The organism is Litoreibacter arenae DSM 19593, from assembly GCF_000442275.2.
In the GTDB taxonomy this organism is placed as follows: Bacteria; Pseudomonadota; Alphaproteobacteria; order Rhodobacterales; family Rhodobacteraceae; genus Litoreibacter; species Litoreibacter arenae.
Genome location: NZ_KE557312.1, coordinates 178277 through 202100 on the forward strand (window position 1 = coordinate 178277; position 23824 = coordinate 202100).

The window sequence follows — 23824 nt, forward strand, 5'->3', positions numbered from 1 at the left end:
CAGTTTGAACCCGAGCCGCAGGACATTCTTTATGGACCGAAAACCCGCTTCAACCGGCCCTGCGCCGCGCCGCGCCTTTGAGGTTTTCGTGGCGCGCGGGTTCTCGGCTTTGGAAGTCGCATCGGTTACCCACACACTGGCGGAGGCGAATGACACATTGGCCGAAGAGCGGTTTTCGTGGCGGTTTGTTTCGGACACACCTGGGCGGGTGCGGGGGGCAGGCGGGCTGACCGTGCGGGCGGAGCCTGCGATTGACGATTACGGCTTCTCGGACGTGATGATCGTGGTTGGCGGTCCGCATGGCGACAAGCCCGCGTGGCTTCGTCGCGCGCGGGCCATGCAGCGGCTGGGGCGGCCGGTTGTGCTGCTGTCGGACGCGGCGACAACCTATATCAAATCGACTACGTCCCCTGCGGGCGCTGTCACAACACATTGGCGCGATATTTCGGCATTGCAGGAAAGCGGCTATCATCCCAACCTCAGCACGCGGTTCTCTGAGGTCAGCGACGGGATCATTACGGCGGCGGGGGCAGGGGCTACGGCGGAGCTGTTGATCGGGCTGATCGCCAGCGAGTTGTCGGCCCCCCAGATCGCCGAACTGGGCAACCGGCTGCTGCTGCACACGATCCGCAAAAGCGATGCGGAGCAGCCGAAGGACATTGCCGACAATGAAGGTCTGTTCGACGTGCATGTGACGCAGGCTATCCGGTTGATGGAGGACACCATCGCCGACCCGATGCCCATGGCGGAGCTGACCGCGCAGGTGGGGCTGTCGACCCGCCATCTGGAACGGGTGTTCCGCAAGGTGTTCGACGACAGTCCGGCGCGGTTCTACAAGAAGCTGCGGGCCAAGCGGGCGCGGACAATGATCGAGGAAACGCTGATGCCCATGGTCGAGATCGCCGTGGCGACGGGCTTCGGCTCGGTCAACACGCTGGCCAAGGCGGTAAAGGACGAATACGGCATGACGCCGTCCAAGATGCGGGCGCGGCGCAGGATCAACCTGCTGGCCTTTGACGACGACAACAAACGGGATGCAAGCGGCGATGGCTAATGCGGCCTCTGGGCGCTTGCGGCCCCTGCGCCCCTCCGGTAAGCCATGCCGACGACAAATGGAGGCATCATGGCGAAGGCACTAGGCAGCGAGGCAGAGCGCGAGAAGTCCAAGAAGATTGGTGCTCTAGCGTCCCTTTGGCCGTTCATGAAACCCTATCTGGGTCTGATGATAGCCGCGTTAGCTGCGTTGACGCTGACGGCGTGTGTCTCGCTGCTGTTGCCCATGGCGGTGCGCCGCGTGGTCGACGGGTTTGGCACCGACGAGGCGGCGTTGCTGGACCAGTATTTCGGCGCGGCGCTGGCCGTGGCCGCGTTGCTGGCTGTCGGGACCGGCTTTCGCTACTACCTTGTGACCCGTCTGGGCGAGCGTGTGGTGGCCGACATCCGCCGCGCGGTGTTCGACAAGACCATCGGCATGGGCCCGGCCTTCTTCGAGCGGATCATGACCGGCGAGGTGCTGTCGCGCATCACCACGGACACGACGTTGATCCTGTCGGTAATCGGCTCGTCGGTTTCCATCGCATTGCGCAACCTTCTGATCCTGATCGGGGGCATGGCGTTGATGCTGCTGACCTCGGCCAAGCTGACGATGATGGTGCTGCTGATCGTGCCTGCGGTCATCGTGCCGATTATCGTGCTGGGCCGCCGTTTGCGCGTGCTGTCGCGCGAGAACCAAGACCAGATCGCCGCTTCCTCAGGCAACGCGTCGGAGACGCTTCTGGCGGTGCAGACCGTGCAGGCGTTCACCAACGAGGCCCCGTCGCGGGCCAAATTTGCAGGCTTCACGGAGGCTGCATTCGAGGCGGCGCGCAAGCGGATCGGCACCCGTGCTGTGATGACGGTGATCGTGATTTTTCTGGTGTTTGCAGGCGTTGTCGGCGTGCTGTGGATGGGCGCGCGCGATGTGCGCGAGGGGATCATGACCGCTGGCGAGCTGGTGCAGTTCCTGATCTACGCCATTCTGGTGGCGGGCGGCGTGGCCGCCTTGTCCGAGATATGGGGCGAATTACAACGTGCTGCCGGAGCGACCGAGCGTCTGGTGGAGCTGCTGAACGCTGAGGATACGGTGAAGGACCCTGAAAGCGGCACTCAAGTGGGGCGTCTGACCGGTGCGGTGCAGTTCGACAATGTGAGCTTCCGCTACCCCGCGCGGCCTGACGTGGCGGCGCTGGATGGCGTCTCGCTGGATGTGACGCCAGGGGAAACCGTGGCACTGGTCGGGCCTTCGGGGGCCGGGAAGACAACGATCATACAGCTGTTGCTACGGTTCTATGACCCGACATCCGGCGCAATCCGGCTGGACGGGCATGACCTGCGCGACATGGCGCGGGCCGAGTTCCGCAAATCCATCGCGCTGGTGCCACAGGATCCGGTGATCTTTGCCGCCTCCGCCCGCGAGAACATCCGTTTTGGCCGCCCTGACGCGACGGATGCCGAGGTGGAGGAGGCCGCGAAGGCCGCTGCAGCACATGAATTCCTGAGTAAGCTACCGGACGGATACGACTCCTATGTGGGCGAGCGGGGCGTGATGCTGTCGGGCGGGCAGAAGCAGCGCATCGCCATTGCCCGGGCCATTCTGCGCGACGCGCCGATCCTGCTGCTGGACGAGGCGACCTCGGCGCTGGATGCCGAAAGCGAGGCATTGGTGCAGGAGGCGGTCGAGCGTCTGAGCCGCGACCGCACCACGCTGGTTGTGGCGCACCGTCTGGCGACGGTGAAGAAGGCCGACCGGATCGTTGTTTTCGAGGATGGCCGCATTGTGGCGACCGGCACCCATGACGCGCTGGTGGCGGAAGGCGGGCTTTACGCCCGTCTTGCCAATTTGCAGTTCACCGCTGGGATTGCGGCGGAATAATTCCCCGCAACTCCCGCCTTGCCAAACGATGCCGCTGGGATCATCGTTTGTGTCGATCTTTGGTTAATCAAAAGGAAGACACGATATGGGCCTTTGGAGCTTTGTAAAAGACGCCGGTAAATCGCTGTTCGGGGCTGCGGAAGCAGCGGAGCCGGATGCGGACACTTTGAAAAAGGAAATCTCGGATCTGGGGTTGGATGCGAGCGGGCTGGATATTTCGGTCGAGGGCGACAAGGTCAAGGTGAAGGGCGACGCGGTCAGCCAGGAGGTCAAGGAAAAGATCATTCTGGCGGTGGGCAATGTCGAAGGCGTGGCCGAGGTCGAGGACGAAGTCTCCGGCGGCGATCCCGTTTTCCACACGGTCAAGAAGGGCGACACGCTTTGGGCCATTTCGGCCAAGACCCTTGGGAACGGCGCGCGGTATGAGGAGATCTTCGAGGCCAACAAGCCGATGTTGACCCATCCCGACAAAATCTACCCCGGTCAGGTGCTGCGTATTCCGCAGGATTGATACCAGTCATCTGAACACATGCAAAAAGGGACGGCCATTGGCCGTCCCTTTCCGTTTGGCGTTCCGTTCGTGAAAGCGGCGAGGTGCAAGCCCCCAGCCCGAACGGGGAGTCCACCAGCGGCCCTAGAAGCCCAGAACCAGTGACAGGCCGACGGTGTTGTCGGTCTTCTTGCGACCGATCGCAGGGTCGGAGTTGTAGTCGGTCCGGTATGACACGCGGGTTGCGAGCGTATCGGACATCTTGAAGTTCACGCCCAAATCGTTGGACACGACAGTGTTCGCCGAAGAGCCGAGGATGTCGGTGTCATTGGTCAGCGACATGGTGTCGGTCAGCTTCAGGTAGTAGCGCGACGATGCGATGAAGCCTGCTTCGGTTTCCGACACACCGGCGAAGTCTTTGGTGTAGCGGACGCCGGGGCCTGCTTGCACACGCCATGCTTGGGTCTCGTCGTTGATGACGCGGTAGCCGGGGCCAAAGCCGATGAAGGCGTCGGTTGCGTTACCGGCAACGGGTGCGCCGCCTGGGGTGGCTGGTGCCGAGAAGCCGTCATATTCGTAGCGACCGATTGCGAACGCGTAGAATTTCGGCGTGAAGTAGCGGCTTGCCTCGTAGGTGGCGAAGAATTTTTCTTCGTTTTTCAGGCCGTTGGCTTCGCCATATTCCACCGCGAAACCGGCAGAGTGGTTCCAGTTGCCGATGCCATAGGACAGGCGGCCAGCGCCGGACAGCTCTCCGGTGTCGGTGTTGCCGGACGCGCCGGATGCGGTCAGCGCGACAGAGCCGCGGAAGCCTTGGGCCACGCCATTCGGGCCGAAACGCTCGTCGTCGTCGCCACGGGCGATGTCTTCGTTGACGTCATCAGTGATGTCGTCGATCCGGTCGTCGAGTGCCTCGGTGCCGACAAGTGCGCCTTGCGCGACTACGGGCGATGCAAGCATCAGGGCGACCAAAGATACGGAAGCCAATTTCAGAGTGTTTTTCATGGGACAATCCTTTCCCCAAAAAGGTGATCCGTCCTCCAGCGCTTTGGCGAAGGATCGGAAGCATCTCTGCTGAGGGGAGAATTAGGGCATTGCCTTCAATAAAGAAAATTCAAAATAATCATATATAAAACGAGTTCTACAAATATATAGAGTCAAAGCGAGCTGATGGGATCATCATGGTGCGAAATATCATCCAATGCCGCCACCACCTCTTCCTGCTCATGGACCAGTTGATCGACAACCTGTTCGAGGATTTCCATCGCGCCGCCCCAGAGATCTTCGTCGATATCCTCACGCCAGACGACGTAAACGGGATATGGAAAAACCGGCGCATCCGGCACCAGCCACAGATTGCCGGCGTCGATTTCGCGTTTGACATAGCGGGCAGGCTGATAGGCCGCGAGCCCGCGTCGCTTGATGAAATCGGCGGTCAGTGCGCCAAGCCCGAAGGTGAGGCCCGTATTCGTCAGATGCGGCAGGGCGGCTGCGTGGGTGCGCATGAACTCCGGCCCCCAATCGACAAATACGTATCGGTCAGCCAGATCAAGGGTCGGGTCTTCGTAGCCCGCGACCAGGACCAGAGATTCCTCACTGATCTGGTGGGAGGCCAAGCCGGGCCTCAGCATCGGCGTGTATAGCAGTGCCGCCTGCAAGCCCCCCTCGCTGAGCGCGCGTGTCAACCGGTCGGGCATACCCAACTCGGCACGTATGTTGAGGTCCGGCATCGACGCGCGCAGACCGTCGATCCAGCGAAACCCCATGCGTGGCCAGAGCGAGTATTGCGCGCCTATGAAAAGACGGCGGGTAAAGCCCTCCGGCAAGGCGACCTGCTGGCGGGCCTCTTCCCAGACCCGCAGCAGCGAGATCGCATAGCGCTCGAATTCCAGACCTGCCTGCGTCAGTTCCGCCCCTGCCTTGGAGCGTGTAAACAAAGGTCGGCCCAGCAGGTCTTCGAGGCGTTGTATGCGCAGGGACACCGCTGACTGAGTGACGAACAAGCGCTCGGACGCGGCGACGAAAGAGCCTGTGGCGGCGACTTCAAGGAACGAGCGTATCAAGGTGATGTCCATAGGGCCTCAGCAATAAGAGTAGTTCAGATCATGTGACGTTGATCCTACTATATCTGATGTCAAACCGGCCGCTAGCACTGGGTCCCGAAGCCCGACGGACATGAAAAATCGCCTGTATCGTTGCGTCAGACTTGCGCAAATCCGCGTTTCCTCCCACCTTGAAATATGGGAGAACCAATAAGGGCCGGCTAACCGGCCCATCAGGGAGGAAACTATGGGTAATTTCGCCACCAAGGCAGATCGCGACGCAATTGAGGCCGAGAGCGCTTGGGACGACCGCGCGTTGCCGCGGACGATGTATCAGTTTTTGACATCGACGAAGGATAAATTCGGCGAACGGAACGCGTTTTCCTATCAGTTGACCTCCGGTGCGACCGATAAGAACGAGACGCTGACATGGAACGAATTACACGGCCGGTGCTGTCAGGCCGCAAATTTGTTCCGGTCGCTGGGTGTTGGTGAGACGGACGTCGTTGCCTTCGTGCTGCCCAACGCGACCGAGACCGCCTACACGCTTTTGGGCGGCTCCATCGCGGGGATCGTGAACCCGATCAACCCCCTGTTGGAACCCGAGCAGATCAGCGCCATCCTGCGGGAGACCAACGCAAAGGTGGTGGTGACGCTCAAGGCCTTCCCGAAGACGGATCTGGCACAGAAAGTGGCCGAAGCGGTGGGCCATGCGCCGAACGTCAAACACGTTTTGGAAGTTGACCTGCTGCGCTATCTGACGGGATTGAAGAAATTCATCGTGCCGTTCATCCGCCCGAAGGTGAATGCTATGCATCATGCCAAGGTTCTGGATTTCTATGCTGAACTGAACAAGCAGCCCCGCGAGTTGGTGTTCGAGGACAGCAAGGGCGACCGTGTGGCGTTCTACTTCCACACCGGCGGTACGACCGGCATGCCCAAAGTGGCGCAGCACAAGTATTCCGGCGTCGTCTATAACGGCTGGCTGGGGCGCAAGCTGCTGTTCACCGAGAAAGACGTGCTGATGTGCCCGTTGCCGCTGTTCCACGTTTTCGCGTCGCATGTGGTGCTGATGTCGGTGATCGCCTCCGGCTCGCACGTGATTTTCCCGACCCCGCAAGGCTATCGTGGCGACGGCGTGTTCGACAATTTCTGGAAGCTGATAGAGCGCTACAAGGTGACCTTCATGATCACCGTGCCGACCGCCATATCGGCGCTGATGCAGCGGCCGGTCAATGCCGACATTTCCAGCTTGCAGATCGCGTTCTCCGGCTCTTCGCCACTGCCGGTCGAGCTGTATAACCGTTTCGAGAAAGCCTGCGGTGTGACTATCGTCGAAGGATATGGACTGACCGAAGCCACCTGCCTGGTGTCAATCAACCCGCCATCGGGCGAAAAGAAGGTCGGTTCAATCGGTATCCCGTTCCCCTACACGGATGTGACTATCCGGGCAGTGACGGATGGGACGGAATGTGGCGTGGACGAGATAGGGGAAATTTGCGTCAGCAACCCCGGTGTCTATGTGGGAAATACGTACACAGAGGCCGACAAGAACGTCGATCTCTACTATGACGAACGCTTCTTGCGCACCGGCGATTTGGGGCGCCTGGACCCGGACGGCTATCTGTGGATCACGGGCCGCGCCAAGGATTTGATCATCCGCGGCGGCCACAACATTGACCCCGCCGAGATCGAGGAGGCCCTTGCCGGCCACCCCGACGTGGCCTTCGCGGGCGCGATCGGGCAACCGGACGCGCATGCCGGTGAAATCCCGTGCGTCTATGTGGAACTTGTCGATGGCGGCAAGGCGACGGTGGACGAGTTGATGACCTTCGCCAAGGAAAAGGTCCACGAGCGGGCGGCCCATCCCAGGTATATCGAACTGATGGACGAGTTGCCGAAGACAGCCGTCGGCAAGATTTTCAAGCCGGAGCTGCGCAAGATGGCGATCACCCGCATTTACAACGAGGCGCTGAAGAAGGCCGATGTTGCGGCGGAAGTGGTCTCGGTTCTGGAGGATAAGAAACGCGGTCTCGTCGCCAAAGTCGCCAAACGCGGCGACGTTACGGAGGAGGCGGTGCAACACGTCCTCGGCTCGTTCACACGCCCTTGGGAATGGGTGGACTAAGCCACCTGTATTACACTGCCCCGCCTGCCTGATAGGTGGGGCAGTTTAATGGATAGTTGGATAGCTCCAGCGTTCGCAAGCAAGCGGCTGAGAACTTCACAAGAGTCGTGTTCGGGAGATGGTGCTGTGAGAGAGGATTGAACTCTCGACCTCACCCTTACCAAGGGTGTGCTCTGCCACTGAGCTACCACAGCATCTACACTTGCGTGTGGGCGGGGTATTAGGGCGAAATTCCTCTCGGCGCAACCCTAATCTGGACCCTTTTCGCGCCCTGCGTTAAGACGGGGGCATGAGCGACAAGACGTCCCCAAACGACCCGTCCAAGCCACAAACCGCCGCGCAGTTGCGTGAGGCGCGGTTGAAGGCGGCGCTCAAGGCGAATATGGGACGCAGGAAGCAGCAGGCACGCGCCAGAAAAGCCCCCGCAGATGCGGGCAATAACGAGAAAAAAGGGCAGTAGAGCATGGATAAGATCGTCGTCACGGGCAATGGCCCGCTCAAGGGTGAGATTGCAATTTCGGGGGCGAAGAACACCTGTTTGAAACTGATGACAGCCGCCTTGTTGAGCGACGAGCCGCTGACCCTGACAAATGTGCCGCGCCTGTCGGATATCGGGACGTTGTCGGAGTTGCTGGAGTCGCTGGGCTGCGAAGTGGCGTTGTTGAACGGTGGCAATGTCATGGTGCTGTCGGCAGGCAAGATCACCAACCGCAAGGCGGATTACGAGATGGTGCGCAAGCTGCGGGCGTCGTTCAACGTGCTGGGGCCGTTGGTCGCGCGGGAGGGCGAGGCGACCGTATCGCTACCCGGGGGTTGCGCCATTGGCGCGCGCAAGGTGGATTTGCACCTGATGGCGCTGGAAAAGCTGGGCGCCGAGATCACGCTGGACGAGGGGTATGTGCATTGCTCCGCCCCGAACGGGCTGACGGGCGCTGTTATCGAGTTCCCGTTTGTCACCGTAGGCGGCACCGAAAACGCGATTACCGCCGCCACGCTGGCGAAGGGCACGACAGTCATCAAGAACGCGGCGCGGGAGCCGGATACGGTAGATTTGTGCAAATGCCTCAGCGCAATGGGTGCGAAAATCTCCGGCGCTGGCACCTCGGAGATTACCATTGAAGGCGTTGACCGGCTGCATGGCGCCACACATGAGGTCATCGCCGACCGGATCGAGTTGGGCACGTTCATGATCGCGCCTGCGATCGCGGGCGGCGAGGTCGAACTGATCGGCGGTCGCCGTGATCTTGTCGATGCGTTCTGCAAGAAGCTGGAGGCAACCGGCGTTGTCGTCACCGAGACAGATCGCGGCTTAAAGGTGTCTCACAATGGCGACCGCCTGAAGCCCGTTGACGTGGAGACAGAGCCGTTTCCCGGCTTCCCGACCGATCTGCAAGCGCAGATGATGGCGGCGCTGTGCCTTGCCGACGGCACCTCGAAGCTGCACGAGACCATTTTTGAAAACCGCTTCATGCATGCCCCTGAATTGATCCGTATGGGCGCAAAAATTGACGTGCATGGCGGTCATGCAACGGTGACGGGCGTGAAACAGATGAACGGTGCGCCAGTGATGGCGACGGATTTGCGAGCTTCGGTGTCGCTGATCCTGGCGGGTCTTGCAGCCGAGGGCGAAACTACCGTCGGCCGCGTCTATCACCTTGATCGCGGCTACGAGCGGATCGAGGAAAAACTGAGCGGCATCGGCGCTCTGATCAAGCGGGTGTCGGCATGAACCGTGACGCAAGTTTCGAAGACGGGGCGGAACGCCCATTGCGCCTGAAGGCCGAGGGAGCCGAGGACGTCACGGTGCTGTCATCGTTGGCGCAAGACGCAGTGTTCCCAATGGCGGAGATCGCGTGGAAGCCGTCCCGGCGTCGCTTTGCGTTGCTTCTGAACCGGTTTCGCTGGGAAGACCTGCCCGCGGCGGAGCGTCGTGGTCGCGATTTCGAGCGTGTGCGGGCGGTTTTGGCATTTGACGATGTCACCAAGGTGTCGTCGAGCGGTCTGGACCGTTCGGACCCCGATATCGTGCTCTCCCTGCTTTCGATCACTTGGGAGCCGCTGGAAGACGGCGCAGGGCGGTTCGAGTTGACCCTCGCGGGTGACGGCGCAATCGCGCTGGAAGCGGAGTGCGTCAACGTCATCCTGCAAGACGTCACCCGCCCCTATATCGCGCCGTCACGCAAAGCGCCCAAACACCCGGAATGAAAGTCCGCGCCCTGACGGAGGCAGACGCGGACGCCTATTGCGCGCTGCATGTCGAGGGGGTGACGAATTATCCCACTGCCTTCCTGCGCTCGCTGGACGAGGTGCGCAACACCAGTGAAGAGATGACGGCGCGGACGCTGAACAGCGGAAAGATGATAGGCGCCTTCGCGGGTGATACGCTGGTCGGCTTTGCAGGCTTGGCGCAGAACGGCTTTGCGTCGGCCAAGCACCGTGCGCTGGTCGGGCCGTTTTATGTGAGCGTCGAGTTTCAAGGGCAGGGTGCTGCGCAGGCGCTTATGGACGCCTTGGTGATCCGTGCGCAGGAGTTGGGCGTTTTGCAACTTGAACTCTACGTCTGGTCCGGCAACCCGCGTGCGCAGCGGTTCTACATGCGCAACGGGTTCGTGCAGACGGGGGTGATCCCGCGCTCCGTCATTATTGACGGCCAGCCTTGCGACGATTTCTTCATGGTCCGCGCTTTGGATCGTTGAGCCTGCCGCCCCTGCGGGGTATGGAGGCGTCATGCCTATGTTTCTCAACAGCTCTGACGCTGATTTCGACACCCAATTCGCCCGGCTTCTAACCATGAAGCGCGAGGACAGCCCTGATGTGGACGCCGTCGTGGCGGACATCATCTCGGATGTGCAGTCCCGCGGCGATGCGGCTCTGATCGAGCTGACGGCCAAGTTTGACCGGATGGAGTTGACGCCGGATACGCTGGCCTTCACCCGCGAGGAAATGGACGCCGAAATTGCCAAGGTTCCTGCTGAAGAACGCGCCGCGCTGGCTTTGGCCGCAGAGCGCATCCGCGCCTACCACGACCGCCAATTGCCGCAGGACGAGGCATGGGAAGGCCCCCATGGCGAGATGCTCGGCTGGCGTTGGACGCCCGTAGAGGCGGCGGGGCTTTACGTGCCGGGCGGGTTGGCCAGTTATCCGTCGAGCGTGCTGATGAATGCCATCCCTGCACAGGTGGCAGGGGTCGAGCGGTTGGTGATTTGCGCCCCCACGCCGGACGGTGTGGCGAACCCGTTGGTACTGCTGGCGGCGCGTCTTTCCGGCGTGGAGACCGTCTACCGCATAGGCGGCGCGCAGGCGATTGCGGCGCTGGCTTATGGCACCGAAACCATTGCCGCTGTGGATAAGATCACCGGGCCGGGCAACGCCTTCGTCGCCGCTGCCAAGCGCCGCGTGTTTGGACGTGTGGGGATCGACATGATCGCAGGACCTTCGGAGATTCTGGTGATCGCCGACAAGGACAACGACCCGGACTGGGTCGCGGTGGACCTGCTGTCACAGGCGGAGCATGACGAGAGCGCGCAAAGCATCCTGATAACCGATGACGCCGCCTTCGGGCTGGAGGTCACCAATGCAGTCGAGGCGCGGCTGGAAACCTTGGAGCGCCGCGCTATTGCCGGCCCAAGCTGGCGTGACTACGGCGCGGTGATTATCGTGCGCGATATGAACGAGGCGTTGAACCTGTCTGACAGGATCGCCCCTGAACATCTTGAGATTGCATGTGAAAATGCCGATGATTTGGCTGCCCGAGTGCGCCATGCAGGCGCCATTTTTATCGGCTCCTACACACCCGAAGCGATTGGCGACTACATCGGCGGACCGAACCATGTGCTGCCCACCGCCCGCTCTGCGAGGTTCTCGTCCGGGTTATCGGTGATGGATTTCGTCAAGCGCACGACGCTGGCCCGCATGACCCCCGAAGCCCTAAAAGCCATCGGCCCCGCCGCAGAAACTTTGGCAAAGGCCGAAGGGCTTGAAGCCCACGGGCTTTCGGTCCGTGCCCGTTTGAACAGGTTGAATGAACAATGACCAAACTTTGCGACGTCTCCATTGACGACAGCGGCCTGCCGGTTCCCACGGCGGAGATCGAGCAGGAGCGGAAGGTTGCGATTTTCGACCTGCTGGAAGACAATTCTTTTGTACTGCCGCAAGAGGGTGCGCCGGACGGGCCTTATAAGCTGGAGCTCTCGATCCGCGAGCGGCGGCTGGTGTTCGACCTGCATACCGAAGGCGGCGACAAGGCGGCCGAGTTCCACCTGTCGCTCGGCCCGTTCCGGCAAGTGGTAAAGGACTACTTCCAGATATGCGAAAGCTATTTCGACGCGGTGAAAAAGCTGCCACCCAGCCAGATCGAGACCATAGATATGGCGCGGCGGGGTATCCACAACGAAGGTGCCCGCGTTCTGGAGGACCGACTGGAAGGCAAGGCCGACGTCGACACCGACACCGCGCGGCGGTTGTTCACCCTTATTTGCGTCCTGCATTTCGGAGGTTGAGGCCGTGAGCGCGGAGCAACCACAATCGGTCTTGTTCTGCTGCGACCACAACGCCGTGCGCTCGCCCATGGCTGAGGGGTTGATGAAGAAATTCTACGGCACCGACATTTATGTGCAATCGGCTGGTGTCAAAAACGATCTGGATATCGACGGCTTCTCGGTGGCCGTGTGCAAGGAGTCGGGCATTGAGTTGTCGCGCCACCGCACGCGCTCCTTCGAGGAAATGCAGGAATGGGGCGACGACCTTTCGGGATTCGACCTCATTGTGGCACTTAGCCCCGCGTCACAGCGCCAAGCGCTGGAATTGACGCGGGTGTACCACCTTCAGGTTGAATACTGGCCCATTCTGGACCCCACCGGTCTGGGCGAGGGGCGCGAGGAGAAGCTGAACTCCTACCGCATGGCCCGCGACCAGATCAAAGACCGGATTCTGGCGCGTTTCGGGCCTCCGACGGCGGATGCTGAGGCCTAACCGCACCAAATCACCGATAAATCCGGTGTGACGCCGTGGCCAAACCCACTTAACCCTTGAAAACCCCCAAGACCCGGCGCATCTAGTGCACGCCTGCGCTTTGGTGGGCATAACAACGGAGTGAACATGGCCAAGGAAGAACTGCTCGAATTCCCCGGCGTCGTGAAGGACCTCCTGCCTAACGCGACTTTTCTGGTCGAGCTTGAAAACGGCCATACGATTATCGCGCATACGGCAGGCAAGATGCGTAAGAACCGCATCCGTGTTCTGGCAGGCGACAAGGTGCAGGTCGAGATGACCCCCTATGATCTGACCAAGGGTCGGATCAACTATCGATTCAAGTGACCGCTCTGACCCGGGATGCCGGGTTGAAGCTTGTGCTTGGCTCCGGCTCGCCAAGGCGGTTGGAGCTTTTGGCGACCTTGGGGATTACCCCTGACGACATCCGCCCCCCCGATATCGACGAAGATCCGCTGCCAGCCGAGAAGCCGCGTGATTACTGCCGCCGTATAGCGCGTAGTAAAGCGGAGGCGTTGACCCTCGGCGACGACGAAGTCGCGCTATGTGCCGATACCACCGTTGCGCTGGGTCGCCGCATTCTTGGCAAACCCGCCGACGCAGCTGAGGCGGCGCAATTCCTGCTCAAGCTGTCCGGGCGCAGGCATCGGGTGATCACAGCCATGGCGGTAAAGCGCGGCGACCGCATTTGGGAGCGTGATGTGGTGACAATGGTCAGGATGAAGAACCTGTCGGACGAGGAACTGAACGCCTATCTGGCCACCGATGACTGGCAGGGCAAGGCAGGCGGATACGCCATTCAAGGGCCGGCAGGGGCGTTTATCCCATGGATACAAGGGTCTTACACCGGCGTGATGGGCTTGCCCGTCGCCGAAGCCGCGACGATGTTGCGCGCGGCAGGCTACGAGGCGCGACCATGAAGGGGGCATTGATCGTGCTGGGTGAACTGGCGGGCCGTCAAGCGGCGGCGCGCATCGTAGACGGTAAGCTGGACGACTTGCTGCTGGCCCCGGACGACGATGCCCCACCTGCGCCGGGCGCGATATTTCGCGCCGTCGCGGATCGTCCGCTAAAGGGGCAGGGCGGCATGATGCTGGCGCTGCCGGACGGACAAACCGCGCTGTTTCGCGGGGCCAAGGGGTTGAAGCCCGGCACCACGATGCTGGTGCAAGTGACATCGTATTCCGAGGCCCACAAGGCGGTGCCGGTCACGGACCGGCTGATCTTCAAAGGGCGCAGCGTGATCGTGACGCCGGGTGCCAAGGGCCTGAACGTGTCGCGTCAGGTCCGCGACGACGATATGCGTGAGACATTGCTGGCGGCGCTGCACCGTTCCCGCGCGCCGGAGGCAGGTCATGGCGTGATCCTGCGAACCGGCGCGGTCGGTCTTGATGCGGATGATATCGCGGAGGAGGCAGACAGCCTGCTGGATCTAACGGATGCAGTTCTGACAGACGCGGATGGTCCGCCGGAATTGCTGGTCGACGCCCCCGGACCGCATGATCTGGCGTGGCGCGACTGGCCGCATGGCGATGGCACCGTCGAAGGATTCGAGGCGCATGGTGTTCTCGACGCGCTCGCGGCACTGGATAGCGATGAAGTGTCGGTTGGTCAGGGTGCGATGTTTATCGAGCCGACCCGGGCTCTGGTGGCGGTTGATGTGAATACGGGTGGAGATTTTTCGCCCGCCGCAGGACTGAAAGTCAATCTCGCCGCCGCCAAGGCACTCCCGCGTCAGTTGCGGTTGCGGGGACTGGGTGGGCAGATTACCCTTGATCTGGCACCGATGCCAAAGAAAGACCGCAAGCAATTCGAGTTGGCTTTGCGCAACGCGTTTCGCGCAGACCCGATAGAGACCTCTTTGGTCGGCTGGACGCCACTCGGGCATTTCGAGCTCCAGCGCAAGCGAGAGCGGATGCCGCTACCGAAAGGACTGGTGTGATGAGCTGCCCCATTTGCTCCAAAGACACGGTGGAAAAGTTCCGCCCCTTTTGCTCCAAACGCTGCGCCGACATTGACCTTGGGCGCTGGATGACAGGAGCCTACGCGCTGCCGAGCGAAGATCCGGTCGACGATGAAGAGTTGATGGAAGAGCTGGAGAAAACGCTGGGCGAAATCGCTGCCAACGGCAAAAACGACGGTGGTTCCAAGCCGCATTGACCTGTAGTGTTCGGGGTTGCGGCAATTTTCCTGCACAACCCTCTGGACAGCAACAAATCACTGGCCTAAATAGGCCCACGTTCGCAGGCAAACACCCTATGCGAACACCCGGTGCCCGGGTAGCTCAGGGGTAGAGCAGTGGATTGAAAATCCTCGTGTCGGTGGTTCAAATCCGCCCCTGGGCACCAATGAACCTCATAGTGTGAATGATATCAATGAGTTATGGGGAAAAATTGTCCCACCGTTTTCGCGCCGGGGCAAAAGTGGGACTTTTTTGTTCGCGGTTCGGTCGCGGTCGAGTTTTCGTCCAAGAGACGCATTGAGACGTGATCGGGACGGCAGGATATGTGCTGGGACGCCCCCGAGCATTATTGGTAGAGGATGCGAGGCTTATTTTGCTCGCATAATCTAGGTTGAGGATGACAATGCCAGCGGATCGCTATTCGACCTTTTCGGAGCTTCTCAGTCACGAGACGGCAGGAAGCGATTATCGCATTGAAGCCCGTCATGTGACGAATTCAGCCTTGGTTATGGCGCCCCACGGCGGGCGGATCGAACCCGGTACTTCCGAGATTGCGCGAAGTGTGGCCCTAAATGACAAGTCGCTCTATCTCTTTGAAGGAGTGAGGGCCGGATTAAGGCATCACGAGTTGCACGTGACTTCCCACCTCTACGATGAACCCCTCGCCCTCGAAATTGCAGCTCGAACCGATCGCTTGGTTGCATTTCATGGCCGCGCTGATCGAGACGACGCCGAGACAATATGGATCGGAGGCCTCGACACAGACCTAAGTGAGCTGATCTTGGATCATATCGTGCAAGCGGATTTCGTCGGTAGGCTGCAAAAGGGTGAGCTCGCCGGAACTCATCCGAACAACATTTGCAATCGTGCGCGAAGTGGCAGGGGTGTGCAGCTGGAGCTGCCGAGAGCCTTGAGAAACCGATTGTTGAAAGAGCAAGACTGCTTGGTTCAATTCGCGACTGCTGTGCGCAATGCTCTCGCAGCGGCGAACTAGCCAGACTTGGGGCGCCGCACCGATCCCGTGCCTACGAAAGACTGGCGCGTTGCGCTCTCCCGCCCCTAGCTCGTCGCGGTTCTTCTGTCTCTCCCAACCCTTCCAGCGCCACTGGAGCCGTCCCGGGGAACTCGACCATGAGCTTTAGCTCTCCGCCCATCGCGCGGACGTAGCTCGTCAGCGTCGAAAGCAGGAGGTCGCTCTGGCGTTCGTACTTCGCGACGGTGGCTTGTTGGACTCCGAGGGTTTCGGCCAGTTGCACTTGGGTCAAGTGCTTGGCCTTCCGCAGCTCCTGCAGCGTCAGGTACTCGGCATGCAGCCTATCCGCCTCGGCCTCGATCGTTGCGCGGCGGGCGGGGTCGAGGGTCGCCAGCTTGTCCTTCAGGCTTCGGGCCATCGTCGTTATCCTTTCCGTCTCTCCAGATGGCGGTCGAAGCGGTCGTCCGCCCGAGCATGGGGCCTTCCCGCTCGAGCAACAGCGCCCGGGCGAGGATCGCGTCCTGCACCTCTTGTGGCAGGGCATCGAATTCCGGCTCAAATTCCTCGACAAAGGATACGGTCCACGGCATCAGGCGAATACTTCCTTGAAGCTATATAGCCTTGAAGAACTAATTTTGCAAGAACGGGCTGCGGGGCAATAGCGTCGCTTCCGCAGGCGCGGGGCGAGGATCAGTCTGCATCTTTGAGCAGCCGCAGTGCCTTTTCCGCCGCTCAAGCGAGGCCGGTTATCCGCGCCCCTGGGGCATCCGTCGCTCGCTGGAACTCGGCGAACGCCTCGGGCGGGAGCGTCGAGGTTTCGCCTTCGTCCAGCTTCAGTTTTTCGGTCTTTGTCATGACTGCCTCCATTGTGTTCTTCTTGGTCGTTTCAGACTTGGCGAGGAATGCGGTGTATCACGTTTCGCCACCCCGCGCTTCCCCCTTCCCGGCCCGCCCCCATCCCGCGACAAGAGCTTCATCCCGGTCGCCGCCAAGACTTTCTGGCGCGCGGCGTTGGTGTAGCGCGAGGCCTCCTTCATGGTCGTCCAGCCGAAGATCGCCATCAACTGCCGCTCGGTCGCCCCGTTCTCGGCCGCCAGCGCCGCGCCGGCCTTGCGAAGCCCGGGGGCGGAGCAGTGCTTCAACCCGGCCTCATCGCATTGCTTGCGGAACCAATTGCCGAATCCGTTCGAGGTGAAGGGCTTGCCGAAGGCCGTGACGAGGAAGGCCAAGTTGCCGGTGGGCGTCGCGTCGAGTACCGCCTTCAACTCCGCCAGGACCGGGATGGAGAGGGTGACGGGTTTGCGGTCCCGGTTCTTGGCCTGGGTCAGGGTGATCCAGCCGTCCTTGATGTGCTGCGGCCCGAGCCGGACGATGTCCGAGCGCCGCTGCCCGGTGTAGAGCATGAGTGCCAATGCGAGGCGCGGCTTGCTGCCGATCGGATGATGCCCCTCGAACTGCCGGACCTCCTCCATCGTCCAGGAATGGAAGCCGTCCCCCTTGGCCTTGAGGTAGGGCACGTCACGGGCCGGGTTTCGCTGCGCTAGCTCGTATTCGACCGCGAAGGCATAGACCTGCCTGAGCGCCTTGACGAAGCCGTTGGCCGCCTCGGGCCGGTCGGCCATCTTGTCGCGCATGCGCCGGACATGGCGGGGCTCCATCAGCGCGTAGGGCTTCGATCCGTTCTTCTTGCAGATCCGGTCGAGGATGCCGCGCCGGACGTACTTTGTGCGGCCACTGAGGCGCTGGTATTCGGCCGAGACGTAGTACTGTTCGCAGAGCCACTTGAAACTGCCCTTCGATCCGCGCCGTTCCAGAGGTCCGGTCGGCGCGCGCGGCGTCGCGCCCATCATCGCGGCGCGGTATTCGGCGAGGAAGTCCTCCGTCCCCGGCTGGCTCCGTAGCCGCACCTTCAGGTGGCCGGGCCGCCGCAGGTAGACGCGCACGTTCCCGTGCCGGTCGGTGTCCTCGATGACGTGTTTCAAGCGAATGCTGCCCGAACCGTCTCTCATCCTGAATGTGGGCATGTCACGCGCTGCCTTTCGTCAGCCGTCAGTCGTCCCAGGGATTGTGGTCGGAGTGATCCCCATCAGGGATCAGCTCGAACGCCCGGTCAAGTTTTTTCCGGTCCCAGACCGTACGGGCATTTATCCGCTTGGGCGGCGGCATGCGCCGGTCGCTGACCAGGTGGTCGAAGAGCGTGGGCGAGACCCCGATATAGGCCGCGGCCTCGGTCCGCGAGAGACCGCGGGGAGGGAGAGTGGGAGGCAGGATGGCAGGGCGCCTGGGCATGGGCAGTTGGTCAGAGTTTCGGGTGCTCCGAGGATGCCGGAAAAGGAGGGAGGAACGAAGCCTAGAGCGGGCGGGGTAGGCCTGTGGCGGGGAATGACAGGCGGGCGGCGGGTGTGGGGAAGTGGGGCGATCTCCTGGCTGGGCTGGGGTAGTCGCATTTTGTCGTGGGATCGGCATTGTGCCGCGCGAAAATCGATTTGAAAACAGTCTCTTGGTGAATTTGATGCTGCAATGCCTGCTTGAGTGCGGCGGATAATCTCTTCAAACAACAGAAACTTGAGGTAGCCGTGCGGCACCTCTTTTATCTCGCGCTCCCATTGCTGAGCGCGAGTGCCGGAATTCTGACCTCCCCAAATGCATGCATCCAGTCGAGCTGACGATCCTCGGATAGCGGCCGAAAACTCTTTGTCGATTTCCCAAGCCTCAGATCAGTGGATGGATGACAATCCAATTCATCGACGGTAACCTGGCCCGATGTCGGGGGAGCCATGGACTGACGAAGAAAACGACCTTATCGTCGCGGACTACTTCGCGATGCTCGCGGAAGACGTCGACGGACAGCCTTACAACAAAGCTGCACATAACAGGCGTCTGCAAGAGATCATCCCTCGCGGGCGTAGTTCCATCGAGTTCAAGCATCAGAATATCAGCGCCGTTTTGAAGGGACTGGGCGAAGCATGGATCCCCGGCTACAAACCCGCCTTCAATTTCCAGATGTCATTGGTAGACGCTGTCGCGCGCTGGCTTGCCTTCAATCCTGGTTGGACCATGCGGATCCCGGGGGGAGGAGCGGCACGCGAGATGCAAGAAGCGGGAAGACTCTGGGTCGGGCCACCACCGACGCTTTCGAACCAGCCGCCTCCGGACGAGTTGGAACAGATGCTGGCAGTCGCACGAAAGTTCGATGTTGCGGGCCGTGATGAACGGAACCGCGCCTTGGGGAAGGCGGGCGAGGAACGCACCATCGAGCACGAACGAGCCACGCTGCGCGATGCCGGTCGTGATGATCTGGCTCGCAAGGTCCGCTGGGTTTCCGAAGAGGATGGTGACGGGGCAGGCTACGACATCGAAAGCTTCACACCGGAAGGTCGTGCCCGACTGATCGAGGTCAAGGCAACGAATGGATGGGAGCGAACCCCATTCCACATCACGAGGAATGAACTGGCCGTGGCGGATGCCAGGCGCTCGGAATGGTGCTTGCTTCGGCTGTGGGATTTTTCCCGTCAACCGCGTGCCTTCGAACTGCGTCCTCCGCTGGACGCTCATGTGTCACTGACCGCGACATCGTTTCAGGCAAGCTTTCACTGACTCATCGACGCGGGGCTTCGTTCCAGTTGCCACTGTGCATGCTGGCAGATTGATATCATTGGAGAAATCCGCAAAACCTGCACACGACCGATTTGCATGCACGCGAAAACACCAGTCACGTCAGTGACTTGCGGCGTTCGTGGCAGGCGCTTTTATCTCGCCCTTTTCGATCGCCAGGATCTGGACTGCGCCAAATGCCCGTCGGAGGCACGATCGAACAGCCCAGGTTGCGATGTTCCACCAAGCTTCGATCTTGATCGCTTGCCAGGATGAAACACTAGGGCCTATCCCGGTCAATGGGTTCCAGTATGCCCTCAGGGTCAGTCAAAAATGCCGCGACGCTATCCAGCAAGGGGCCGAGGGGTTGTCGTAAGATCTCGCATTCCCAAACGACGCCGACGCGCCAACCCAAGGCCTCCAATTCTGCGATCTTGCGAGCGTCGCGCTCGATGTTCCGCTCGAACTTCTCGGTCCAGAAGGCCTCGTTGGTTGCTGGTGTCGTTGCCCGTCGGCACCCGTCGTGTCGATGCCAAAAACAGCCATGAACGAACAAGACCGCCCCGCGGCGCGGGAATACGAGATCCGGCGTTCCCGGAAGTCCGCGTCGGTTCACAAGGTACCGAAAGCCCCGTGCGTGGAACGCCTTGCGAAGCGTCACTTCCGCCTTCGAGTCCTTGCTACGGACCCGTGACATGGTCTTCGATCTAACTTCGCTGCAGACGGTGTCGTTGCGCTAGTCGAAGTCGAAAGTCTCCCTCAGGGCGCGATAGAGCGTTCGCGCGGCATTTCGATCGAATTGCATGACTTGGCTTGCATGTCCTTCGACCATCCTAGTTTCAGAACCGTAGGTGCGAAGGTCAAGATATGGCTCTTCGCCCGAATGCACGACAGTGTAGGTGCAACGGGATGTGGTTCGGCTGACGGGATAGTCTTTTGAGTCGTCTTTTTTGATTTCTTTGACCACGGCCATTTCCGCTCGATCCTCCTTGGCTGACACTATGGTTTAGCCTAACCATTTGCAGCGGATTCACAAAGCGAAGACGGCGGCGCTGGCGGAGAAGTCTTCAAGTCGATTTTCAACGGCAGTGGATTGGACGCCGCCGAACGCCTGGCGCGCGAGGCGCTGCAAAACAGCGTCGATGCGGCGCGAGAAGGTGAAACACCGCAAGTTGCGTTGCGGATGCACGCTTATTCGGGTGCCGATCTGGATCGTTTCTGGCATGGCGCTGGCTTGGATGCGTTTACCGCAAGGGTCGGAGTTCTCGGCTTGCACTCAGGCAACGCTTTCGAGGCGAAACCGGAGACGCTTCGTGTTCTGCATGTCGTTGATTCCGGCACAACCGGGTTGGCAGGGGATCCGACGTCTCCGAGTTCGAAGATGCGCAAGCTGCTTATGGAAATCGGGGGCAGTCAAAAGGTTGTCGAAGATAAGAATTCCGGTGGTTCTTATGGTTTCGGCAAAGCGGTTTACAGCGCATCATCCCGAGTTGCTGTGATCTTTGCTTACTCTCGGACACATGATGCAAGTGGGCAACCACTCTCGGTTCTGATGGGGTGTGCCTATCATCGAGAGCACGAATTCGATGGACAGACCACGAGCGGCCGCGCGTTCTTCGGGAAGCGGATCGAGGAACATGGCATTCCTATCCGACACGATCCCTTCGTTGGAGATGAAGCCGACGAGTTGGCGGCGGAACTCAACATGTCGCGTGAAGAAGGAGACATCGGCACGACGATCGCCATCGTGGATTGTCCGCTCAAGATGGAGGACATCAAACGAGGCGTCGAACGCTCGTGGTGGCCGAAGATCCGTCGCGAAAATTTCCGCGTAAACATCACCGATGAAGACGGACAGCGGCTGCACTTGCGACCTCTTCAAGATCCTGAGTTGAGGCCATTCATCGATGCACTCGATGTCGCTCTAGGCCGTTCGCCGGAACAAAGTGGAAAGTCACGGCGGAAGGCTGACTTCAACAAATTGGATGGAAAGAAAATCGGTCAACTCGGGCTGTTCGCATTGGTGGATGAGCAAGAGCCGGATGAAATGTCCGACCAGATCGACCGGCGAGACACAATCGCTTTGGTGCGTTCGCCCGGTATGGTCGTTCAATACTACCGGCGTGGTTTCCCAAGTCATCCGCCTGTTGTCGGTGTGTTTCTGGCAGACGACGATATCGACGACATTCTACGTCGATCAGAGCCACCGGAACATGACCAGTGGGATGCGAATGCCGACAGATTGGATCCTTCGAGTAAGGAAAGCGAAATCGTCCAGTCAGTCCATGCGCGCATTTGGCGAGAGTTGCGAACTTTCCAAAAATTTGCGCGCCCGCCGGAGAAATCCGATGGCAATCGTTTTCTCCAACTGGAGCGTGAGCTTGCGAAGCTGTTTGGCCCAACCGGCAAACGGGAGCCGATCGGCGGGGGAAAGGGTGAGACCCCGGTTTCGCTGAGGCCCGATGTCCTGATCGAACAAGCTGCGGATGGCCTGAAGGTGAAAGGCCAAGTGACGATCCAACTCAAGGAAGACCACGAGGGTGATTTGCCGGTGATCGTGACGATGCGGCTGAGTTCGATCGACGAAGGCCACCGTCACCTTGATCCGATTGCGTTGACGGCGTCGTTCAATGGTGCCGACGTCGAAAAGGTCGATGAAGCGGAGTGGCATCTGAGGTTATCGCCTGGCGAGAAGGTCGATGTGGAGGTGGAAAGCGCGGTTTACGAACCGGATTGGACCGTGGATTTCGTGCCTCGGGTCAAGCCGCTCGGTGTGGAGGGCAAGGCATGAACGCGTGGGTCAGATCACAACCAAAGACGCTCCGCCCCTATTTCGGTGCGCAAGCGGCCGAAGGTTTGCTCGACGAAATGGAGCTGTTCCTGAAGTTCGGGGATGCACCAGTACAGGGAAACCGACTGATCGTCGATGATAGCCAAATGGCGGACATGGCTCCGCGCTTGTACCCGAAGCTATCGGAAGAGCGGATCAATGCCGTATTCGGAGAGCGACGGTCCGCCTTCGATCTGGTCGTCACTCTTAGGACTCCGCAGATGCTGCGCCGTGAGCTTGTGGAAAGGTTTTCGCTTGGGGAAGAGGCACCGGAATGTATTGAGGTTCCTCAACACATGCTCAAGGATGCAAAGTTAACGGGCCTTTTCGAACTTGGCGTTTCAATCTGTCTTTCGAAGGACGTCGATCTCGGCCCGGGATGGCCAAACCATTTGGGAAGCTGGGTGGCAAAGGAGGTCTACACGATCGGCCTGGATCGTAGGCAGTCGGCCTTCCGCATCCTCCCCCTCACTGAGGAGTTGGCCAAGAGCTTGCATTTGCCGAAAGGCACTTTTGTGTATGTCGATGATATTGAAGACCTGAACACCGTCTATGATGAGGGAACTTCGTGCGCGACGGCGTATGTTTCGGAAAAAGTTCTGTTGAGTTCCGCGGCTGGGAAGTCGGCGGCCGCCGTCGCCGCACTGATATGGTCAGATATCGCATCTGCAATTCTGTTGGCGGACGGAAACGGTGTCAGCGATGCCGAAGAGGTTACTGGAGGGAGCCCACTAGAGGCGATCCTGGAAAACCTGCGGGCGGATCAGTCTTTGTCGCTTTCTGAACTGAAGAAACTCATCAAAGACCCGGTACGATTGCGCGCTGCAGTCCATGACAGCCGTGGTCTAGTCAAAGACTTGGAGAAAGTCTGATGCCCTATCCGATCGTATCCGAGGAATCAGCCAAGGGCTGGTTCAAGAAGTGGCAAGATGCTTGTGAGGAAGCGTCGGCCAGAATATCGCCCATTGAACCTCCCAAGGTCGAAAAGCAACCAATAGGAGATGACTTCGATTGGGAAATGGAGATTCCAGCGGTCGTCGACAGTCTAGCGGCCCTTTTGGAGAACGAGGGTGAAAAAGCCTTCGAGTCGAAAGGTGCCGTTTTGCTGCACAAAGCCCTCCCGGATCATGAGGCATTGCGTGATCCGGAGTTCTGGTATTGGTTCGCGATTGTACCAGGTCGGTCGCTGGTCGAAAGTCGATACCCATTCAAGGAAAAGACCCAAGTTGATCTTGAATTGGAGGACAATGAACGGAAAACACCGAATTATCTTCCGGGCCGCAACAACTTCGTTGGTCAGCACGCGAAAGAAGTGCTCTTCTTCCGGCTTTGGATCAGAGCCGAAATGGGAAGGTTGGTTGATGGGGCTGATGATGCTTCGAAGGTTTACGAATATGCTAGGGGTGGATCTGTCGAGTTCTGGCGAAGCCATCTTCTGCGGGTGCTTTACGCGCAACACCGCCCGTTTCTTCAAGCTTTCGTCGATTTCCAGTTTCCCGGGCCGGATCGGGACAAGCCAAGGCTAACCATTCCCGAGATACGTCAGCTTGCCAAAGACTTGGCCAAGGCTTGTGCCAATGTGTCCGTTGAGTTACTCGACAGGAACCAGAGCAAAGCGTTCATCGAACGCGTATGGGCAAGAACGTCCAGTGCTCGGGCTTGGGTCAAAGACTGACCGGCCTGTC

General features: G+C 60.1%; 26 protein-coding genes, 2 tRNA genes and 1 pseudogene. 21 read left to right on the forward strand and 8 right to left on the reverse strand.

Annotated features, from left to right (window positions below; genetic code table 11):
- Positions 1–31: 31 nt before the first annotated feature.
- The 3 genes from THALAR_RS11030 to lysM all read left to right on the forward strand — a co-directional run bounded on the left by THALAR_RS11030 (position 32) and on the right by lysM (position 3422).
- The gene (locus THALAR_RS11030) at positions 32–1054 is read left to right on the forward strand and encodes a GlxA family transcriptional regulator (RefSeq protein ID WP_021101637.1); all 1023 of its coding nucleotides are present in this window, start codon (positions 32–34) and stop codon (positions 1052–1054) included.
- Positions 1055–1123: 69 nt separating this feature from the next.
- Positions 1124–2911, forward strand: a complete 1788-nt coding sequence (locus THALAR_RS11035) for an ABC transporter transmembrane domain-containing protein (protein ID WP_021101638.1) — start codon at positions 1124–1126, stop codon at positions 2909–2911.
- 85 nt (positions 2912–2996) lie between these two features.
- Positions 2997–3422, forward strand: a complete 426-nt coding sequence (lysM, locus tag THALAR_RS11040) for a peptidoglycan-binding protein LysM (RefSeq protein ID WP_021101639.1) — start codon at positions 2997–2999, stop codon at positions 3420–3422.
- A gap of 123 nt (positions 3423–3545) precedes the next feature.
- On the opposite strand, the gene THALAR_RS11045 is transcribed toward lysM, so the two are convergent.
- Both THALAR_RS11045 and THALAR_RS11050 read right to left on the reverse strand, forming a co-directional pair.
- Positions 3546–4406, reverse strand: coding sequence for a DUF481 domain-containing protein (locus THALAR_RS11045; RefSeq protein WP_021101640.1), 861 nt, complete (start codon positions 4404–4406; stop codon positions 3546–3548).
- A 152-nt stretch (positions 4407–4558) separates the two neighbouring features.
- Positions 4559–5476 carry a LysR family transcriptional regulator gene (locus THALAR_RS11050; protein WP_021101641.1) on the reverse strand — a complete coding sequence of 306 codons (918 nt, stop codon included), beginning with the start codon at positions 5474–5476 and terminating at the stop codon, positions 4559–4561.
- A gap of 214 nt (positions 5477–5690) precedes the next feature.
- On the opposite strand from THALAR_RS11050, the gene THALAR_RS11055 reads away from it, so the two are divergent.
- Positions 5691–7571 (forward strand): acyl-CoA synthetase, encoded by a 1881-nt coding sequence (locus tag THALAR_RS11055; protein WP_021101642.1) that lies wholly within the window; start codon positions 5691–5693, stop codon positions 7569–7571.
- Positions 7572–7690: 119 nt separating this feature from the next.
- On the opposite strand, the gene THALAR_RS11060 is transcribed toward THALAR_RS11055, so the two are convergent.
- A tRNA-Thr gene (locus tag THALAR_RS11060) sits at positions 7691–7765 on the reverse strand.
- Between the two features lie 95 nt (positions 7766–7860).
- Between THALAR_RS11060 and THALAR_RS18585 the strand changes: the two genes are divergently transcribed.
- From THALAR_RS18585 to THALAR_RS11120, 13 genes are all read left to right on the forward strand, one after another.
- Complete coding sequence (locus tag THALAR_RS18585) at positions 7861–8031, forward strand: hypothetical protein (RefSeq protein ID WP_021101643.1); 171 nt, start codon at positions 7861–7863, stop codon at positions 8029–8031.
- Between the two features lie 3 nt (positions 8032–8034).
- Positions 8035–9300 carry a UDP-N-acetylglucosamine 1-carboxyvinyltransferase gene (murA, locus tag THALAR_RS11065; RefSeq protein ID WP_021101644.1) on the forward strand — a complete coding sequence of 422 codons (1266 nt, stop codon included), beginning with the start codon at positions 8035–8037 and terminating at the stop codon, positions 9298–9300.
- Complete coding sequence (locus tag THALAR_RS11070) at positions 9297–9776, forward strand: DUF2948 family protein (RefSeq protein WP_021101645.1); 480 nt, start codon at positions 9297–9299, stop codon at positions 9774–9776. The genes murA and THALAR_RS11070 overlap by 4 nt, the downstream gene beginning before the upstream one ends.
- Positions 9773–10267 (forward strand): GNAT family N-acetyltransferase, encoded by a 495-nt coding sequence (locus tag THALAR_RS11075; RefSeq protein ID WP_021101646.1) that lies wholly within the window; start codon positions 9773–9775, stop codon positions 10265–10267. Before THALAR_RS11070 ends, THALAR_RS11075 begins: the two co-directional genes overlap by 4 nt.
- Before the next feature lie 31 nt (positions 10268–10298).
- Positions 10299–11603 carry a histidinol dehydrogenase gene (gene hisD / locus THALAR_RS11080; RefSeq protein ID WP_040818412.1) on the forward strand — a complete coding sequence of 435 codons (1305 nt, stop codon included), beginning with the start codon at positions 10299–10301 and terminating at the stop codon, positions 11601–11603.
- Positions 11600–12070, forward strand: a complete 471-nt coding sequence (locus THALAR_RS11085; RefSeq protein WP_021101648.1) for a UPF0262 family protein — start codon at positions 11600–11602, stop codon at positions 12068–12070. Before hisD ends, THALAR_RS11085 begins: the two co-directional genes overlap by 4 nt.
- A gap of 4 nt (positions 12071–12074) precedes the next feature.
- Positions 12075–12542: an arsenate-mycothiol transferase ArsC gene (locus THALAR_RS11090; RefSeq protein ID WP_021101649.1), complete on the forward strand. Its 468-nt coding sequence runs from the start codon at positions 12075–12077 to the stop codon at positions 12540–12542.
- Positions 12543–12668: 126 nt separating this feature from the next.
- Positions 12669–12887 carry a translation initiation factor IF-1 gene (infA, locus tag THALAR_RS11095; RefSeq protein ID WP_021101650.1) on the forward strand — a complete coding sequence of 73 codons (219 nt, stop codon included), beginning with the start codon at positions 12669–12671 and terminating at the stop codon, positions 12885–12887.
- 23 nt (positions 12888–12910) lie between these two features.
- Entirely contained in the window at positions 12911–13480 is a 570-nt protein-coding gene (locus THALAR_RS11100) for a Maf family protein (RefSeq protein ID WP_040818533.1), read from the forward strand.
- A complete protein-coding gene (locus tag THALAR_RS11105; RefSeq protein WP_021101652.1) occupies positions 13477–14502 on the forward strand; it encodes a ribonuclease E/G in 1026 nt (341 codons plus the stop codon). Before THALAR_RS11100 ends, THALAR_RS11105 begins: the two co-directional genes overlap by 4 nt.
- Positions 14502–14720 carry a DNA gyrase inhibitor YacG gene (locus THALAR_RS11110; protein WP_021101653.1) on the forward strand — a complete coding sequence of 73 codons (219 nt, stop codon included), beginning with the start codon at positions 14502–14504 and terminating at the stop codon, positions 14718–14720. Before THALAR_RS11105 ends, THALAR_RS11110 begins: the two co-directional genes overlap by 1 nt.
- A 113-nt stretch (positions 14721–14833) precedes the next feature.
- Positions 14834–14908: transfer RNA gene (locus tag THALAR_RS11115), tRNA-Phe, on the forward strand.
- A 237-nt stretch (positions 14909–15145) separates the two neighbouring features.
- A complete protein-coding gene (locus tag THALAR_RS11120; protein WP_051153731.1) occupies positions 15146–15736 on the forward strand; it encodes a poly-gamma-glutamate hydrolase family protein in 591 nt (196 codons plus the stop codon).
- 31 nt (positions 15737–15767) lie between these two features.
- On the opposite strand, the gene THALAR_RS11125 is transcribed toward THALAR_RS11120, so the two are convergent.
- From THALAR_RS11125 to THALAR_RS11130, 3 genes are all read right to left on the reverse strand, one after another.
- A complete protein-coding gene (locus THALAR_RS11125; RefSeq protein ID WP_021101655.1) occupies positions 15768–16133 on the reverse strand; it encodes a helix-turn-helix domain-containing protein in 366 nt (121 codons plus the stop codon).
- Between the two features lie 314 nt (positions 16134–16447).
- Positions 16448–16570 carry a hypothetical protein gene (locus THALAR_RS18960; RefSeq protein ID WP_281177790.1) on the reverse strand — a complete coding sequence of 41 codons (123 nt, stop codon included), beginning with the start codon at positions 16568–16570 and terminating at the stop codon, positions 16448–16450.
- Positions 16567–17697 carry a tyrosine-type recombinase/integrase gene (locus tag THALAR_RS11130; protein WP_245622425.1) on the reverse strand — a complete coding sequence of 377 codons (1131 nt, stop codon included), beginning with the start codon at positions 17695–17697 and terminating at the stop codon, positions 16567–16569. The genes THALAR_RS18960 and THALAR_RS11130 overlap by 4 nt, the downstream gene beginning before the upstream one ends.
- Positions 17698–18478: 781 nt before the next feature.
- On the opposite strand from THALAR_RS11130, the gene THALAR_RS11140 reads away from it, so the two are divergent.
- The gene (locus THALAR_RS11140; RefSeq protein ID WP_021101659.1) at positions 18479–19312 is read left to right on the forward strand and encodes a DUF3883 domain-containing protein; all 834 of its coding nucleotides are present in this window, start codon (positions 18479–18481) and stop codon (positions 19310–19312) included.
- A gap of 277 nt (positions 19313–19589) precedes the next feature.
- Here the strand turns inward: THALAR_RS11140 and THALAR_RS11145 are convergent.
- Both THALAR_RS11145 and THALAR_RS11150 read right to left on the reverse strand, forming a co-directional pair.
- Positions 19590–20027 (reverse strand): annotated as a pseudogene (locus THALAR_RS11145) (very short patch repair endonuclease); the annotation flags it as partial.
- 18 nt (positions 20028–20045) lie between these two features.
- Positions 20046–20282, reverse strand: coding sequence for a hypothetical protein (locus THALAR_RS11150; protein ID WP_021101660.1), 237 nt, complete (start codon positions 20280–20282; stop codon positions 20046–20048).
- 120 nt (positions 20283–20402) lie between these two features.
- Between THALAR_RS11150 and THALAR_RS11155 the strand changes: the two genes are divergently transcribed.
- Genes THALAR_RS11155 through THALAR_RS11165 form a run of 3 tightly spaced genes read left to right on the forward strand, consistent with a single transcriptional unit; the run spans position 20403 to position 23814 of the window.
- Complete coding sequence (locus tag THALAR_RS11155; RefSeq protein ID WP_021101661.1) at positions 20403–22100, forward strand: competence/damage-inducible protein A; 1698 nt, start codon at positions 20403–20405, stop codon at positions 22098–22100.
- A complete protein-coding gene (locus tag THALAR_RS11160; RefSeq protein ID WP_021101662.1) occupies positions 22097–23011 on the forward strand; it encodes a hypothetical protein in 915 nt (304 codons plus the stop codon). Before THALAR_RS11155 ends, THALAR_RS11160 begins: the two co-directional genes overlap by 4 nt.
- A complete protein-coding gene (locus THALAR_RS11165; protein WP_040818417.1) occupies positions 23011–23814 on the forward strand; it encodes a hypothetical protein in 804 nt (267 codons plus the stop codon). Before THALAR_RS11160 ends, THALAR_RS11165 begins: the two co-directional genes overlap by 1 nt.
- The last annotated feature ends 10 nt before the right edge of the window (positions 23815–23824 follow it).